This window comes from Streptomyces sp. NPDC036822, from assembly GCF_055609145.1.
The window spans coordinates 40,340-53,600 of the sequence record NZ_JBVJPY010000017.1 but is presented as its reverse complement, the minus strand read 5'-3'; the positions used below and the strand labels follow the sequence as shown (position 1 = coordinate 53,600).

The 13,261-nt window shown below is 73.5% G+C and carries 13 protein-coding genes and 1 pseudogene; 7 read left to right on the top strand and 7 right to left on the bottom strand.

Annotation, left to right across the window (positions count from 1 at the left end; genetic code table 11):
• The first annotated feature begins 77 nt into the window (after window positions 1-77).
• Window positions 78-1,466 (top strand): MFS transporter, encoded by a 1,389-nt coding sequence (locus ACZ68P_RS29395; RefSeq protein ID WP_471011495.1) that lies wholly within the window; start codon window positions 78-80, stop codon window positions 1,464-1,466.
• A gap of 49 nt (window positions 1,467-1,515) precedes the next feature.
• Here ACZ68P_RS29395 and ACZ68P_RS29390 read toward each other — a convergent pair whose 3' ends face one another.
• From ACZ68P_RS29390 to ACZ68P_RS29375, 4 genes are all read right to left on the bottom strand, one after another.
• Entirely contained in the window at window positions 1,516-2,307 is a 792-nt protein-coding gene (locus ACZ68P_RS29390; protein ID WP_471011620.1) for a spermidine synthase, read from the bottom strand.
• Window positions 2,308-2,766: 459 nt separating this feature from the next.
• Window positions 2,767-3,945: an elongation factor Tu gene (tuf, locus tag ACZ68P_RS29385; RefSeq protein ID WP_471011494.1), complete on the bottom strand. Its 1,179-nt coding sequence runs from the start codon at window positions 3,943-3,945 to the stop codon at window positions 2,767-2,769.
• Between the two features lie 93 nt (window positions 3,946-4,038).
• Complete coding sequence (locus tag ACZ68P_RS29380) at window positions 4,039-4,185, bottom strand: hypothetical protein (protein WP_471011492.1); 147 nt, start codon at window positions 4,183-4,185, stop codon at window positions 4,039-4,041.
• 85 nt (window positions 4,186-4,270) lie between these two features.
• Window positions 4,271-4,969: a DNA alkylation repair protein gene (locus ACZ68P_RS29375; RefSeq protein ID WP_471011490.1), complete on the bottom strand. Its 699-nt coding sequence runs from the start codon at window positions 4,967-4,969 to the stop codon at window positions 4,271-4,273.
• A gap of 68 nt (window positions 4,970-5,037) precedes the next feature.
• On the opposite strand from ACZ68P_RS29375, the gene ACZ68P_RS29370 reads away from it, so the two are divergent.
• A complete protein-coding gene (locus ACZ68P_RS29370; protein WP_471011489.1) occupies window positions 5,038-5,808 on the top strand; it encodes a TVP38/TMEM64 family protein in 771 nt (256 codons plus the stop codon).
• Window positions 5,809-5,865: 57 nt separating this feature from the next.
• Here the strand turns inward: ACZ68P_RS29370 and ACZ68P_RS29365 are convergent, their stop codons facing one another.
• The gene (locus ACZ68P_RS29365; protein WP_471011488.1) at window positions 5,866-7,035 is read right to left on the bottom strand and encodes a thiolase family protein; all 1,170 of its coding nucleotides are present in this window, start codon (window positions 7,033-7,035) and stop codon (window positions 5,866-5,868) included.
• Window positions 7,036-7,153: 118 nt separating this feature from the next.
• Here ACZ68P_RS29365 and ACZ68P_RS29360 point away from each other — a divergent pair.
• The 3 genes and pseudogenes from ACZ68P_RS29360 to ACZ68P_RS29350 all read left to right on the top strand — a co-directional run.
• Window positions 7,154-7,606 (top strand): annotated as a pseudogene (locus ACZ68P_RS29360) (winged helix-turn-helix transcriptional regulator); the annotation flags it as partial.
• Window positions 7,607-7,877: 271 nt separating this feature from the next.
• Window positions 7,878-8,750 (top strand): undecaprenyl-diphosphate phosphatase, encoded by an 873-nt coding sequence (locus tag ACZ68P_RS29355; protein WP_471011486.1) that lies wholly within the window; start codon window positions 7,878-7,880, stop codon window positions 8,748-8,750.
• Window positions 8,751-9,031: 281 nt separating this feature from the next.
• A complete protein-coding gene (locus ACZ68P_RS29350; RefSeq protein WP_471011483.1) occupies window positions 9,032-9,247 on the top strand; it encodes a hypothetical protein in 216 nt (71 codons plus the stop codon).
• 64 nt (window positions 9,248-9,311) lie between these two features.
• Here ACZ68P_RS29350 and ACZ68P_RS29345 read toward each other — a convergent pair whose 3' ends face one another.
• Window positions 9,312-9,905, bottom strand: coding sequence for a flavin reductase family protein (locus tag ACZ68P_RS29345; protein WP_471011481.1), 594 nt, complete (start codon window positions 9,903-9,905; stop codon window positions 9,312-9,314).
• 80 nt (window positions 9,906-9,985) lie between these two features.
• Here ACZ68P_RS29345 and ACZ68P_RS29340 point away from each other — a divergent pair, with 80 nt between their 5' ends.
• A complete protein-coding gene (locus ACZ68P_RS29340) occupies window positions 9,986-10,423 on the top strand; it encodes a nuclear transport factor 2 family protein (protein ID WP_471011478.1) in 438 nt (145 codons plus the stop codon).
• 56 nt (window positions 10,424-10,479) lie between these two features.
• A complete protein-coding gene (lnt, locus tag ACZ68P_RS29335) occupies window positions 10,480-12,363 on the top strand; it encodes an apolipoprotein N-acyltransferase (protein WP_471011477.1) in 1,884 nt (627 codons plus the stop codon).
• Here the strand turns inward: lnt and ACZ68P_RS29330 are convergent.
• A complete protein-coding gene (locus tag ACZ68P_RS29330) occupies window positions 12,287-13,192 on the bottom strand; it encodes a Gfo/Idh/MocA family protein (protein ID WP_471011475.1) in 906 nt (301 codons plus the stop codon). The two genes, lnt and ACZ68P_RS29330, sit on opposite strands and share 77 nt — an antisense overlap.
• Window positions 13,193-13,261: the final 69 nt, after the last annotated feature.

Here is a 13,261-nt window from a genome sequence, read left to right as displayed (position 1 = left end):
GCGTCGGCCCGGGCGGCCGGCCGCGGGCGCGCGATATCGGTTTGGCAGGAGGGGGTGGCGGCAGGGATAGTCCCGGAGTGAGTACTCCCGCCGCCCCTCCGCCTCCCCCCGCGCCGTCGCGCTCGCGCCGCCCCGAGTGGGCCGGGCGCAACTACCTCCTGCTGACCGCCGCCGCGATCATCACCAACCTCGGTACCCATGGTGCGCTGATCGCGGCGGCGTTCGCCGTCCTCCAGTCCGGTGGCGACGGCGGCGACGTGGGACTGGTGGCGGCGGCCCGCACCCTCCCGCTCGTGCTCTTCCTGCTCATCGGCGGCGCGGTGGCCGACCGCATACCCCGCCACCGCGTCATGGTCGCCGCCAACGCCCTCAACTGCGTCTCGCAGGCGGTGTTCGCCTTCCTCGTCCTGACGGGCGACCCCGCGCTGTGGCAGATGATGCTGCTGACCGCGCTCTGCGGAACGGGCCAGGCCTTCTTCAGCCCCGCCGCCGAGGGCATGCTGATGTCCAGCGTCAGCGGCGAGCAGGTCAGCCGGGCGTTCGCCCTCTTCCGGATGGCCATGCACGGCGCCGGCATCGGCGGGGCCGCACTGGGCGGCGCCATGATCGCCGCCGTCGGCCCCGGGTGGGTCCTCGCCATCGACGCGGCGGCCTTCGCCGTCGCCGGTGCGCTCCGCGCCTTCCTCGACGTCGGTCACATCGCCGAACGGAAACCGGGCGGCGGTCTCCTCTCCGATCTGCGGGAGGGCTGGCAGGAGTTCGTCGGGCGCCCGTGGCTGTGGTCGATCGTGGCCCAGTTCTCCATCGTGGTGGCCCTGATCGGCGCCGCCGAGTCGGTCTACGGGCCGCTGGTCGCCCGCGACCACCTGGGCGGGGCACGGCCCTGGGGGCTCGCGCTCGCCGCGTTCGGGGTGGGCACACTCGTCGGCGCGCTGCTGATGATGCGGTGGAAACCCCGGCGGATGCTGCTCGTCGGCACGCTGGGGGTCTTCCCGATCGCGCTGCCCTCGGCCGCACTCGCGGTGCCGCTCGACGTGGTCGGGCTCTCGGTCGCCATGTTCGTCAGCGGCGTGGCCATCGAGGTGTTCGGTGTCGCCTGGATGACGACGCTGCACCAGGAGATCCCGGAGGACAAACTGTCCCGGGTCTCGGCGTACGACTGGTTCGGCTCGACCGCCATGCTGCCGCTGTCGACGGCGCTCGCGGGTCCGGCGGAGAGCCTCTTCGGGCGCAGCGAGGCCTTGTGGGGCTCGGCCACGCTGATCGTGGTCGTGACGGCTCTGGTGCTGCTCGTCCCGGACGTACGGAACCTGACGCGCCGTACGAAGCGGGTCACGGCCCCGGGTCACGGGCTCGACGGAGGCGTGGCTCCCGCGCCCGTCGCCACACACGCACCGCAGTCCGCGCCCGCACCGGCGCCCGCACCCGCACCCGCACCCGCACCCGCACCCGAGCCTCGGCCGTAGACGGCCACGGAGGTCCGGGGGCGGGGCCGCCCGGCGTGGCCGCGCCCCCTCATCCGATGCCGAAGGCGCCGTCCGGCGGTACGGGAGAGGGCACCGCGTTCTCGTCGTGGACCGGCCGGGCGTCCCCGGTGAGGCGGGCGAGTGAGGCACCGGACTCCACCCGCGCCGGAAAGACGTCCCCGGCCGCACGCCGTGCCAGGCGGGCCGTGTCGATCTCCGCTCCGGAGGCGACGAGAACGGCGTTGCCGAAACGGCGGCCCCGCAGCACGGCCGGTTCGGCGATCAGCGCAAGCTCGGGGAAGACGGCGGCGAACGTGGCGAGTTGCGAGCGGAGGAAGGGGAAGGGCGCGCCGTCGGCCAGGTTGGCGACGTAGACCCCGTCCGGCCGCAGCACCCTGCGGGCCGCTCGCGCGTACTCGGCCGAGGTCAGGTGGGCGGGCACCCGTGAGCCGCCGAAGACGTCGGCGATCAGCACGTCCGCCGACGCGGCCGGGGCGGACTCCAGCCAGGCGCGGGCGTCCGCGCCGTGGACGGTGACACCCGAGCCGTCCGGCAGCGGGAGGTGCTCGGCAACCAGGGCGAGCAGGCCCCGGTCGGCCTCGACCACGTCCTGGCGGGAGCCGGGACGGGTGGCGACGACGTAGCGGGGCAGGGTGAGCGCTCCGCCGCCGAGGTGCAGGACGTCGAGCGGGGCGGCCTCGTCGGCGGCGGTGTCGAGGACGTGGGCGAGCCGCCGGGCGTACTCGAACTCCAGGTGCGTCGGCTCGTCGAGGTCGACGTACGACTGGGGCGCGCCGTCGACGGTGAGCAGCCAGGCCCGGCGCCGGTCGATGTCGGGCATCAGCCGTGCGGTGCCCTGGTCGACGTCACGGATGACGGGGATCTGCTCGTCGGCGCTCTCGTTCACGCCCTCATTGTGCCCACAGCGCGGCCACGGCCGGTGCGTGGGCGGGCGGCCTGCGCCCGTCCGGCCCGGGCGGCGTGGTCCCGGCGGGCGGGGTCGAGCCCGCCCCGCCCGATGGCCTGCCGGGAGGCGGCGTCCGGGGTGACGACCTGGCTCACCGCCCGACGGGCGGCCCACCGGCCCGACAGAACCCGGGCTCACCGCCCGACAGGCCGTCCACCGGCCCGACAGAACCCGGGCTCACCGCCCGACGGGCCGTCCACCGGCCCGACAGAACCCGGGCTCACCGCCCGACGGGCCTCGCTGTCGGGGACCGTGCCTCGCGGGCCCCGACAGCCCGCCGAACGGCCCCGACCGGCGGGCGGCTTCGGCCGCCCGCCGGTCGTCGTGCCATCGTCAGCCGACGGACGTGACCGTGCCGGCCCCGACCGTGCGGCCGCCTTCCCGGATGGCGAAGCCGAGGCCGGTCTCCAGCGGCACCGCGCGGCCCAGCTCAACGGTCATGGTGACCGTGTCGCCGGGGCGCGCGACCGCCGTCCCGCCGAGGTCGACGTCGCCGACCACGTCCGCCGTGCGGATGTAGAACTGCGGCCGGTAGCCGGTGGAGACCGGGGTGGTGCGGCCTCCTTCCTTGGCCGACAGGACGTACACCTGGGCGGCGAACCGCCGGTTCGGCACGACGCTGCCCGGCGCCGCCACCACATGGCCGCGGCGGACCGCGTCCCGTGGGACGCCGCGCAGCAGCAGGGCCACGTTGTCCCCCGCCTCCGCGGACTCCATGGGCTTGCCGAAGGTCTCGACGCCGGTGACGACGGTCTCGGTGTCCGCGCCCAGGATTTCCACGCGGTCGCCGACGCGGACCGTGCCGCGCTCGACCGCGCCCGTGACGACGGTGCCGCGGCCGGTGATGGTGAGGACGTTCTCGACGGACATCAGGAACGGCGCCTCCACATAGCGCACGGGCATGGGCACATAGGTGTCCACCGCGTCCAGCAGCGCCTCGATCGCCCCCGTCCACCGCGGGTCGCCCTCCAGGGCGCGGAGGCCGGAGACGCGCACGACGGGGACGGAGTCGCCGCCGTAGCCGTGGGCGGTCAGCAGCTCCCGCACCTCCAGCTCCACCAGGTCGGTCAATTCGTCGTCCCCGGCGTCGGCCTTGTTGAGGGCCACGACGATGTGGTCGACGCCGACCTGACGGGCCAGCAGGACGTGCTCCGCGGTCTGCGGCATGATCCCGTCGAGCGCCGAGACGACGAGGATCGCCCCGTCGAGCTGGGCCGCGCCGGTGACCATGTTCTTGACGTAGTCGGCGTGGCCCGGCATGTCGACATGGGCGTAGTGGCGGGTGTCGGTCTCGTACTCGACGTGCGCGAGGTTGATGGTGATGCCGCGCTGGGCCTCCTCGGGCGCGCGGTCGATGCGGTCGAAGGAGACGTAGGACGTGGGGCTGTCGGTCCCGCGCTCGCTGAGCACCTTGGTGATGGCGGCGGTCAGGGTGGTCTTGCCGTGGTCGACGTGGCCCATGGTGCCGATGTTGAGGTGCGGCTTGGTGCGCACGTATGCCGTCTTGGACATGGTTTCGCTCATTCCTTGAGCTCGAAGCGTGAGGGGACCCCGGGGCCGGACCGACCCTCCCCCTGCGGGGTCCGCCGGACGATCCGGGGAGGGTCAGCCTCGGGCGCCGTCGAGCGCCGCGGCGGAGTGCGCGAAGAACGCGACGAACGCGTCAGGAGCGAAGAAGGCGAGGGGAACGACGGCAGCCTTCGGCGCGGCCGCGACTGCGGGCCGTGCTGCGAGGAAGGCGTACCGGAACATGTCCACGATCATGGCCGGACGGGCGGTCGGCGTCGAACGATTTTCGCGTCGCGAGGGGCCTATGTGGCCGCTGAGGCGCCTGTTGTCAGAGGTTCTTGAGGGCTTCGCGTACGGAGAGGGGCGAGAGCCGTATCCGGTGGTCCTCGACGAAGGCGCGCACCTCGCCGGGGGCGCTCTTGGCGTACTCCCGCAGCGCCCAGCCGATCGCTTTGCGGATGAAGAAGTCGGTGTTCCAGGACCGGCGGATGCAGTATGCGAAGAGGCGCCGGGCGTCGGTCGCGTCCCTGAACCGGAGTTGGTGCAGGAGGGCCGCCCGCGCGACCCACAGGTCGTCGTCGTCGATCCAGACGTCCATGCGGTCCGCGAGCGCCGGGTCGGCGGCCACGAGCCCGCCGACGACGTGGGCGGCGAGGGGGTCGACGGTGTCCCACCAGGAGACGGTCGTGACGAGCTGCCGGGCGACCGGCAGGAAGTCCGACGAGCAGCTCTTGACGTACCGGCGCAGATAGTCGACGGCGAAATAGTGGTACTCGCGCTCGGGGAGGGCGAAGCAGCGCAGGGCGACGGCCGTGCAGTCCTGCTCGTCGGGGCGCGGGAGACCGTCCAGCACGGTGCGGGACAGGGCGCGCCGTTCAGGGGTGCGCAGACCGAGGAAGGGCGCGACCCCCTTCATGTACGCGATCTGCTCCTGCGCCCGGAAGGGGTCCGCGGCGGTGGGGTAGATCTCCGTCAGACGGCCCAGCACGGCGTCGGCGAGGGCGCTGTCGGGCACGGCGGGGGTCATGCGTCTCACCCTACGGCGGATGACGGACATCACGGCGATCACAGGGGCTCGTCGGTTACGCTCCCCGGATGCTCGACCCCGTCACCCGGCCGCCGGGCTCTCTCGCGCTTCGCTGTTCCCGGGCTCTGCTCTCCCCCTGGTCGCGCCTCTCCCTGCTCGCTGTGGTGCTCGCGAGCGCGGCGACGACGGTGGTGCTGTACGAGCCACAGCGACTCCTCGCCGAGGGCTGGCCGCCGCAGGTGAGCGGCGCCGGGGCCGCGGTGCTGTTCGGCCTGGCGTACGGGCTGTGCACGGCGGCGTTCGTGCCCCGGCCGATCCTCAACCTGGCGGCGGGCGCGCTGTTCGGCACCCAGGCGGGGCTGGTGGCTGCCGTCGCGGGGACGGTCCTCGGGGCGGGGATCTCCTTCACGCTCGGGCGGGTGCTCGGGCAGGGGGCCCTGCGGCCGCTGGTGCGGGGCCGCTGGCTGAAGGCGGCGGACGGACAGCTGAGCCGGCACGGATTCCGCTCGATGCTGGCGATCCGGCTCTTCCCCGGCGTGCCCTTCGCCGCTGCCAACTACTGCGCCGCGGTCTCCCGCATGGGGTACGCGCCCTTCCTGCTCGCCACCGGCCTCGGATCGATCCCCAACACGGCGGCGTACGTGATCGCGGGCAGCCAGGCCGGCTCCCCGACCTCGCCCGCCTTCCTGATCTCGATGGGGTTCATCGTCGTGTCCGGTCTCGCCGCGGCGCTCGTCGCCTGGCGCAAGCGCCACAGCCTGCGCGCGACGGCGGCGGCCCCCTCCCCCGGCCGCGAGGCCGAACGCCCGCTGGCGGGCGCGGGAGTGGACCGCGCATAGCCGCGCTCACGGCCCGGCGGGAGGTGCCCGGCGCCGGGCCGCTCGTCCGTCGGGCTCTCAGAGGGCCTCGACGATCATCGCGTTGGCCAGGCCCCCCGCCTCGCACATCGCCTGGAGGCCGTAGCGCGCGCCCCGGGCGCGCAGGGCGTGGACGAGTGTGGTGGTCAGGCGGGTGCCGCTGGCGCCGAGGGGGTGGCCGAGCGCGATCGCCCCGCCGTGCACGTTGATCCTGGCGGGGTCCGCGCCGGTCTCCTGCTGCCAGGCGAGCACCACGCTCGCGAACGCCTCGTTGATCTCGAAGAGGTCGATGTCGTCCAGGCCCAGACCCGTGCGCCGCAGCACCTTCTCCGTCGCCGGGATGACGCCCGTCAGCATGAGCAGCGGGTCGGAGCCCGTCACGGCGAAGCCGTGCAGCCGTGCGAGCGGCCGCAGGCCGAGCCTTTCGGCGGTCTCCGCCGCCATGACGAGCACGGCCGAAGCCCCGTCGTTGACCGGGCTGCTGTTCCCCGCCGTCACGGACCAGTCGATCTGCGGGAAGCGCTCGGCGAAGACCTGGTCCCGGAAGGCGGGGCGCAGGCCGGCCAGGATCGCGGGCGTGGTCGCGGGCCGGACCGACTCGTCACGGCGGAACTCTCCGTAGGGCGCGACCTCGGCGTCGAAGAGCCCCGACTCCCAGGCGTGCGCGGCCCTGGCGTGCGAGGCGACGGCGAACTCGTCCATGGCCTCCCGCCCGATGGACCACTTGGCGGCGATCAGTTCCGCGCTGATGCCCTGGGGGACCAGGCCCTCGGGATAGCGCTCGGCGACCCCCGGCCCGAACGGGTCCGCGCCGGGCGGCACGTTCGACCACATCGGGACGCGGCTCATCGACTCGACCCCGCACGCGACGACGATGTCGTACGCCCCGGAGATCACGCCCTGCGCGGCGAAGTGCACGGCCTGCTGCGAGGAACCGCACTGCCGGTCGACGGTGGTGGCGGGCACGGACTCGGGGAAGCCCGCCCCCAGCCAGGCGTACCGGGTGGTGTTCATGGCCTGTTCGCCGACCTGGTCGACGGTGCCGCCGATGACGTCGTCGACGAGCGCCGGGTCGATGCCCGCGCGTTCGATCAGCGCGGAGAGGGTGTGGGAGAGCAGGGCGACGGGATGGACGTCGGCCAGCGCGCCACCTGCCTTCCCCCGGCCTATGGGTGTGCGGACCGCTTCGACGATGACGGCGTCGCGCATGATGACGGCTCCTCGTTCACCAGGTGAGTTGGAAAATCGAACCAACACGTGCCGGTAACATAGCCCAGTCGGTTGGGATGTCAAACCCACTCCCGCGGTTCTGCTCTAGGCTGGTCGCATGAAGGCCGCCCCCCGCCCTTGCTCGATCGCCGACGCCCTCTCGCTGGTCGGGGAGAAGTACTCCCTGCTCGTCCTGCGCGAGATCTCGCTCGGCGTGCGCCGCTTCGACCGGATCGCCCGCAACACCGGTGCGCCGCGTGACATCCTGACCGCGCGTCTGAAGCGCCTGGTCGAGGCCGGAATCCTGGAGAAGGTGCCGTACAGCGAGCGGCCGCGGCGCTTCGAGTACCGGGCCACACCGGCCGGCGAGGAGCTCGGGCCCGTCCTGCTGACGCTGATGGCCTGGGGGGACCGGCACGTGAACATGGAGGACCGGCCGGTGCTCCTCGAGCACAGCTGCGGCGAGATGCTCAGCCCGAGGATCGTGTGCGCCTGCTGCGGCGGTGAGGCGGACGCCACGAACCTGACCACGCACGTGCGGGCGCCGGGCTGGACGGCGGCGGGGCCCACCGAGAGCCCTCTCCCCGCGACGAGCCCGGCGACGGGCGCCGAGCCGAGCCCCGAGCAGAGCGCCGCCACGAGCCCGTCGGCGGGCTGATCCCGACCCCTGGCCGGGCACCCCGGAGACCTGAGAACGGGCCCGTCATCTGAGGACGGTACGCTGCGCAACGACCGGCGGTCGATCTCCGATCCGACCGCCGCGGCCCCGTGACGTCACGCGCGCGGGGCCTCAGCGTGACCCCCTCTGACCGCACGAGCACATTCGGGACGGCCCTAGCCCCATGAGTTGGTTCGAATCATTCATCCTCGGACTCGTCCAGGGGCTGACGGAGTTCCTTCCCATCTCCTCCAGCGCGCACCTCCGGCTCACGGCGGCCTTCGCGGGGTGGCACGACCCGGGCGCGGCCTTCACGGCGATCACCCAGATCGGCACGGAGACCGCCGTCCTGATCTACTTCCGCAAGGACATCGCGCGCATCGTCTCGGCCTGGTTCCGCTCGCTGCGCGACAAGTCGATGCGCGGCGACCACGACGCCCAGATGGGCTGGCTGGTCATCGTCGGCTCGATCCCGATCGGCGTCCTCGGCGTCACGTTCAAGGACCAGATCGAGGGCCCCTTCCGCGATCTGCGGCTCATCGCCACGACCCTCATCGTCATGGGCATCGTCCTCGGCGTCGCGGACGGGCTCGCCGCCCGTGACGAGATCGGCGGACGCCACCGCGCGATCCGCGAGCGCAAGACGCTCAAGGACCTCGGTGTGCGGGACGGCCTGATCTACGGTCTCTGCCAGGCGATGGCACTGATCCCGGGCGTCTCCCGGTCCGGCGCGACGATCTCCGGCGGTCTGCTCATGGGATACACCCGCGAGGCGGCGGCACGCTACTCGTTCCTGCTCGCCATCCCCGCCGTACTCGCCTCGGGCGTCTTCGAGCTGAAGGACGCCGGCGAGGGCCATGTCTCCTGGGGCCCGACGATCTTCGCGACGATCATCGCGTTCGTCGTCGGCTACGCCGTCATCGCGTGGTTCATGAAGTTCATCACGACCAAGAGCTTCATGCCGTTCGTGATCTACCGGATCCTGCTGGGCATCCTGCTGTTCATCCTCGTCGGCACCGACGTCCTGAGCCCCCACGCGGGCGAGTCCGCGGGCTGATCCCCGGCCTCTTCGGGCCCCTCCCGCCGGCCGGGCCGCAGGCGGGTCCGTCCGGGCGGGAGCCGGGCTGCGCGCCGGGCGGGACGGGGCGCCGGACTAGGGGTTTCCGGCGACTCTGCTCAGGTGCGCCCCACCCGAACGGACCTGACGATCCTCCCGCCCCTCCCGGCGCGCGGCGAGGGTGTACGCGCGACGGTTCGAGGTGCGGCGTTCGCACCCCGTGTGCCCGGAACGCTCCCCGCCACCAGGCGATCTTCGGGGAGCCGTCGCACCCTGGAACCATGGCCTGGCACCCACCCGTCGTCGTGCACCGCCCCTCCCCCGGCGGCGGCCGGCGCGTCACCGTGCGCGGACAGATCGTCGGACTCGCGCACAACGACACCGACCTCGTCGAGTTCCTGCGCCGCGCGGGGCTCGAGGACGCGGACATGATCCTGGACGACCCCCACCTGGTCGAATGGCGGGACGGCCGCCCGCACCGCTGGGAAGCCGCGTAGACGGAAGGCCGTCCCGCCCGGGGCCGCGACGACGGCAGGTCCGGGCGGACGCGTCGGCGGCGGGCTACCGGGCGTACGGCACGCGGGCGATCTCGCGGATGCCGCCCAGCGTCCCCCACTCGTTCCTGCCCAGCCGGGTCAGCGGCCGCATCCGGGTGATCTCGGGGTGGCCGTCGACCATCACGGCCTCGTCGACCGCCGCGTGCACCACCCGGCCGAAGACCACGGTCGAGTCGCCGATCCGCAGCGTGCTGTGCAGCTCGCACTCCAGGGCCACCGGCGCCTGGGCCACCCGCGGCGGCTTGACCCGCAGACTCGGCTCGCGCTCGATCCCGCACACGTCGAACTCGCTCGTCCCGTGCGGGAAGTCCGTCGCCGTGGCGTTGATCCGCTCGAAGAGCGGCTCGGGGGCGAGGTTCACCACGAACGCGCCCGTCTCCTCGACGTTGCGCAGGGAGTCCTTGCGGCCCACCGAGGTGAACTGCACGACCGGCGGCGTCACCGACGAGATCGTGAAGAAGGAGTGCGGGGCGAGATTGTCGATCCCGTCCGCGGAGGTCGTGGAGACCCACGCGATCGGACGGGGGACGACGGTGGCGGTGAGCAGTCGGTAGAAGCTGTTCCGGTCGCTGAGGCCGGGATCGAAGTCGATGCGCATCCGGAAAGTATCGCCGGGATCCCGCCACGACCCCTCGCACGGCCCTTGGCCCCGGGCTCCGCCTGCCCGACACTGAGCCGATGACACAGCGCGTGGATCTCGCGACCGTGATGGACCGGCTGGCCATCGACGACCTCGTCACCGGTTACGCGGTGGCGGTGGACGACTCCGACTGGGCGGGGTACCGGGCACTGTTCACCCCCGAGGGCCGCGCCGACTACCGGGGCTCCGGCGGCATCGAGGGCCCCGCCGCCGAGGTGGCCGACTGGCTCGCCGAGACGATGCGGCTCTTCCCGGTGCGCCAGCACCTGATCGTGAACCGGCGCGTCCACATCCAGGACCTCGGCGGCTACCCCGGCGACAGTGCGGACGTGCGCGCGGACTACGTCAACCCCATGCGGTTCGAGTCCGGCGAGGACTTCGTCTGCGGCGGGCGCTACTCCTTCGGCCTGCGGCGTACGGACGCCGGCTGGCGGCTCCGTACCGTGGCCGTGGACGAGAGATGGCGCCGGTTGTAGCGGCACACGCGCACACTGGAGTCGTCACCCGACGGCGCGGGACCTGGAGGCGCGGGATGCGGTTTCCGTTCGGCCGAAGCGACCCCGGACCCGGCCGCGCCCCGGAGCCCGACCGCGGCGCCGGCCGTACACCGAACCCCGACCGCGACCGCGACGCGAGCCGTACGCAGGACCCCGACCACGGCCCCCGCCGTACGCCCGACCGCGACCGCCCCGCAAGCCGTACGCCGGACCCTGGCCCCTCCGCTGCCCTTGACGCCGCACGCGGCCCCCGCCGTACGCCCGACCCGGACCTCGCGCCCGACCCCGGTCCTCCTTCCGACCCCGTCCCTCCTTCCGGGCCCTGGACCCCGCCGCGGCCCCCGCGGTTCGCCGCCCGGCCGTCCGGCGCGGCCCGGGCGGCCCTCGCGGTGCTCTTCGGGGCCCTGCCCGCGCTCACCTTCCCCGCCCCCGCCCTGTGGTGGCCGGCCTACGTCGTGCTCGTCCCGTGGATGCTGCTGCTGCGCACCGCCCCGACCGCGCGCCGCGCCGCCCTGGAGGGCTGGCTGGGCGGCGTGGGCTTCATGCTGGCCGTGCACCACTGGCTGATGCCGAGCCTGCACGTCTTCCTTCTCGTCCTCGCCGTTCTGCTCGGGCTGCTGTGGGTCCCGTGGGGCTGGCTGGTGCGCGCGATGCTCGGGGACGGGCCGTCCGGGCCGCGTGCCGTCGCCGCCCTCCTCGCCCTGCCCTCGGGCTGGCTGCTCATCGAACTCGTACGGTCCTGGGAGGGGTTGGGCGGCCCCTGGGGACTGCTCGGGGCCAGTCAGTGGCAGGTGGCGCCCGCGCTGCGCCTCGCCTCGGTCGGCGGGGTCTGGCTGGTGAGCCTCCTGGTGGTCGCGGTCAACACGGTCGTGGTGCTCCTGATGTCGACGGCGGCCGGGCGCCGCACGGGCCTGGTGGGGCTCGTGGCGTGCGGCCTCGCCCTGAGCCTCGTGTGGTGGAAGGCCCCGCCGCCCCAGGAGCGCGGGACGGTACGGGTCGCCGTCGTCCAGCCCGGCGTCTTCGACGGGCCCGGCGGCGCCGAGCGGAGGTTCGCCCGCGGAGAGGAGCTCACGCGCGGCCTCGCCGGCCGGGACCTCGATCTGGTCGTCTGGGGAGAGAGCAGCGTCGGCGCCGACCTGACGACCCGTCCGGACCTCGCCGCCCGGCTGACCACCCTGTCCCGCACCGTGGACGCGCCGCTCCTGGTCAACGTCGACGCCCGCCGTGCGGACCGCCCGGGCATCTACAAGAGCAGTGTGCTGATCGGGGAGGGAGGGCCGACCGGCGACCGGTACGACAAGATGCGGCTGGTGCCGTTCGGCGAGTACATCCCGGCGCGGGCGGTGCTCGGCTGGGTGACGTCGGTCGGCAAGGCGGCGGGCGAGGACCGGCGACGGGGCACCGCGCCGGTGGTGATGACGCTGCCGGCCGGGGACGGCCGCCCGGCGCTGCGGATCGGTCCGCTGGTGTGCTTCGAGTCGGCGTTCCCCGACATGAGCCGCCTGCTGACCCGCGAGGGCGCCGGTCTGCTGATCGCACAGTCGGCGACCTCCACCTTCCAGGAGAGCTGGGCCCCCGCCCAGCACGCCTCGCTGGCCGCGCTGCGCGCCGCGGAGTCCGGCCGGCCGATGGTCCACGCGACGCTGACCGGCATCAGCGCGGCGTACGGCCCCGACGGCCGGCGGATCGGCGAGCCGCTCGGGACCGACCGCAGCGCCGCCGCCGTCTACGAGCTGCCGCTCTCGGACTCCGCGACCGGGTACGTCCGCCACGGCGACTGGCCGCTCTGGAGCGCCGTCGCCGTCCTCGCCGTGCTCTGCGCCGTCGAGGGCATGGGCGTGCTCAGGAGGCCTGCGCGAGGGACTCACGCACCACGCGCTCGCACAGCTCGTGGGTCAGCAGGGCGTCCCGCGCGCTGAGCGGCGTGCCCGCCCGAACCGCGTCGAGGAAGGCGAGCACCACCTGCTCGATGCCGCGCTGGCGGGCCACCGGGAACCAGTCGCCCCGCCGCCGGATCGACGGCTGGCCCTTGTGGTCCACGACGTCCGAGAGGTTGAGGACCTGGCGCTTGGTGTCCTGTCCCGAGACCTCCAGGATCTCCTCGGTGGAGCCGTTCATACGGTTCATCATGCCGATGGCGGTGAAGCCGTCGCCGGAGAGCTGGAGCACGACGTGGTGCATCAGTCCGTCGCGGATGCGGGCCCGTACGTCCGTGTGCTCGACCTCTCCGGGCAGCAGGAAACGCAGGGTGTCGACGACGTGGATGAAGTCGTCCAGGACGAGGGTGCGCGGGTCCTCGGGCAGCCCGATCCGGTTCTTCTGCATGAGGATCAGCTCGCGCGGGTGGTCGAGGCACTGCGCGTACGCGGGGGCCAGGCGGCGGTTGAAGCCGACGGCCAGGCTGACGCCGTTCTTCTCGGCCAGCTCCACGATCCGTTCGGACTCGGCGTACTCGTAGGCCAGCGGCTTGTCGACGTAGGTCGCCACCCCGGCTTCGAGGAGCCGGGTGGCGATCTCGGCGTGCGCGGCGGTCGAGGCGTGCACGAAGGCGGCGTCGAGGCCGGCGGAGAGCAGCGAGTCGAGGTCGGTGTAACGGCGGACGGGCGGCACGTGGTAGGTCTCGCCGATCCGGTCCAGCGTCGCCGGCGTGCGGGTCTGGAGGTGGAGTTCGACCCCGGGAAGGGCGGCGAGGACCGGGAGGTAGGCCTTCCGCGCGATGTCGCCGAGTCCGATGCAGCCAACCTTCACGAGGTCTCCTTCGCCGTGCCGCGCATGCCGGTGTCCGTCCGCCGGTCCCTGTCTGCCGTTCGCGCCGGT

Bases quoted from the DNA above. Each gene is read 5' to 3' on its own strand.
- ACZ68P_RS29375 (WP_471011490.1), bottom strand. From the start codon at position 4,969: ATGACCCCCGCCGTGCCCGACAGCGCCCTCGCCGACGCCGTGCTGGGC.
- lnt (WP_471011477.1), top strand. From the start codon at position 10,480: ATGCGGTTTCCGTTCGGCCGAAGCGACCCCGGACCCGGCCGCGCCCCG.
- ACZ68P_RS29380 (WP_471011492.1), bottom strand. From the start codon at position 4,185: ATGTTCCGGTACGCCTTCCTCGCAGCACGGCCCGCAGTCGCGGCCGCG.
- ACZ68P_RS29365 (WP_471011488.1), bottom strand. From the start codon at position 7,035: ATGCGCGACGCCGTCATCGTCGAAGCGGTCCGCACACCCATAGGCCGG.
- ACZ68P_RS29390 (WP_471011620.1), bottom strand. From the start codon at position 2,307: ATGCCCGACATCGACCGGCGCCGGGCCTGGCTGCTCACCGTCGACGGC.
- ACZ68P_RS29345 (WP_471011481.1), bottom strand. From the start codon at position 9,905: ATGCGCATCGACTTCGATCCCGGCCTCAGCGACCGGAACAGCTTCTAC.
- tuf (WP_471011494.1), bottom strand. From the start codon at position 3,945: ATGTCCAAGACGGCATACGTGCGCACCAAGCCGCACCTCAACATCGGC.
- ACZ68P_RS29340 (WP_471011478.1), top strand. From the start codon at position 9,986: ATGACACAGCGCGTGGATCTCGCGACCGTGATGGACCGGCTGGCCATC.
- ACZ68P_RS29355 (WP_471011486.1), top strand. From the start codon at position 7,878: ATGAGTTGGTTCGAATCATTCATCCTCGGACTCGTCCAGGGGCTGACG.
- ACZ68P_RS29370 (WP_471011489.1), top strand. From the start codon at position 5,038: ATGCTCGACCCCGTCACCCGGCCGCCGGGCTCTCTCGCGCTTCGCTGT.
- ACZ68P_RS29350 (WP_471011483.1), top strand. From the start codon at position 9,032: ATGGCCTGGCACCCACCCGTCGTCGTGCACCGCCCCTCCCCCGGCGGC.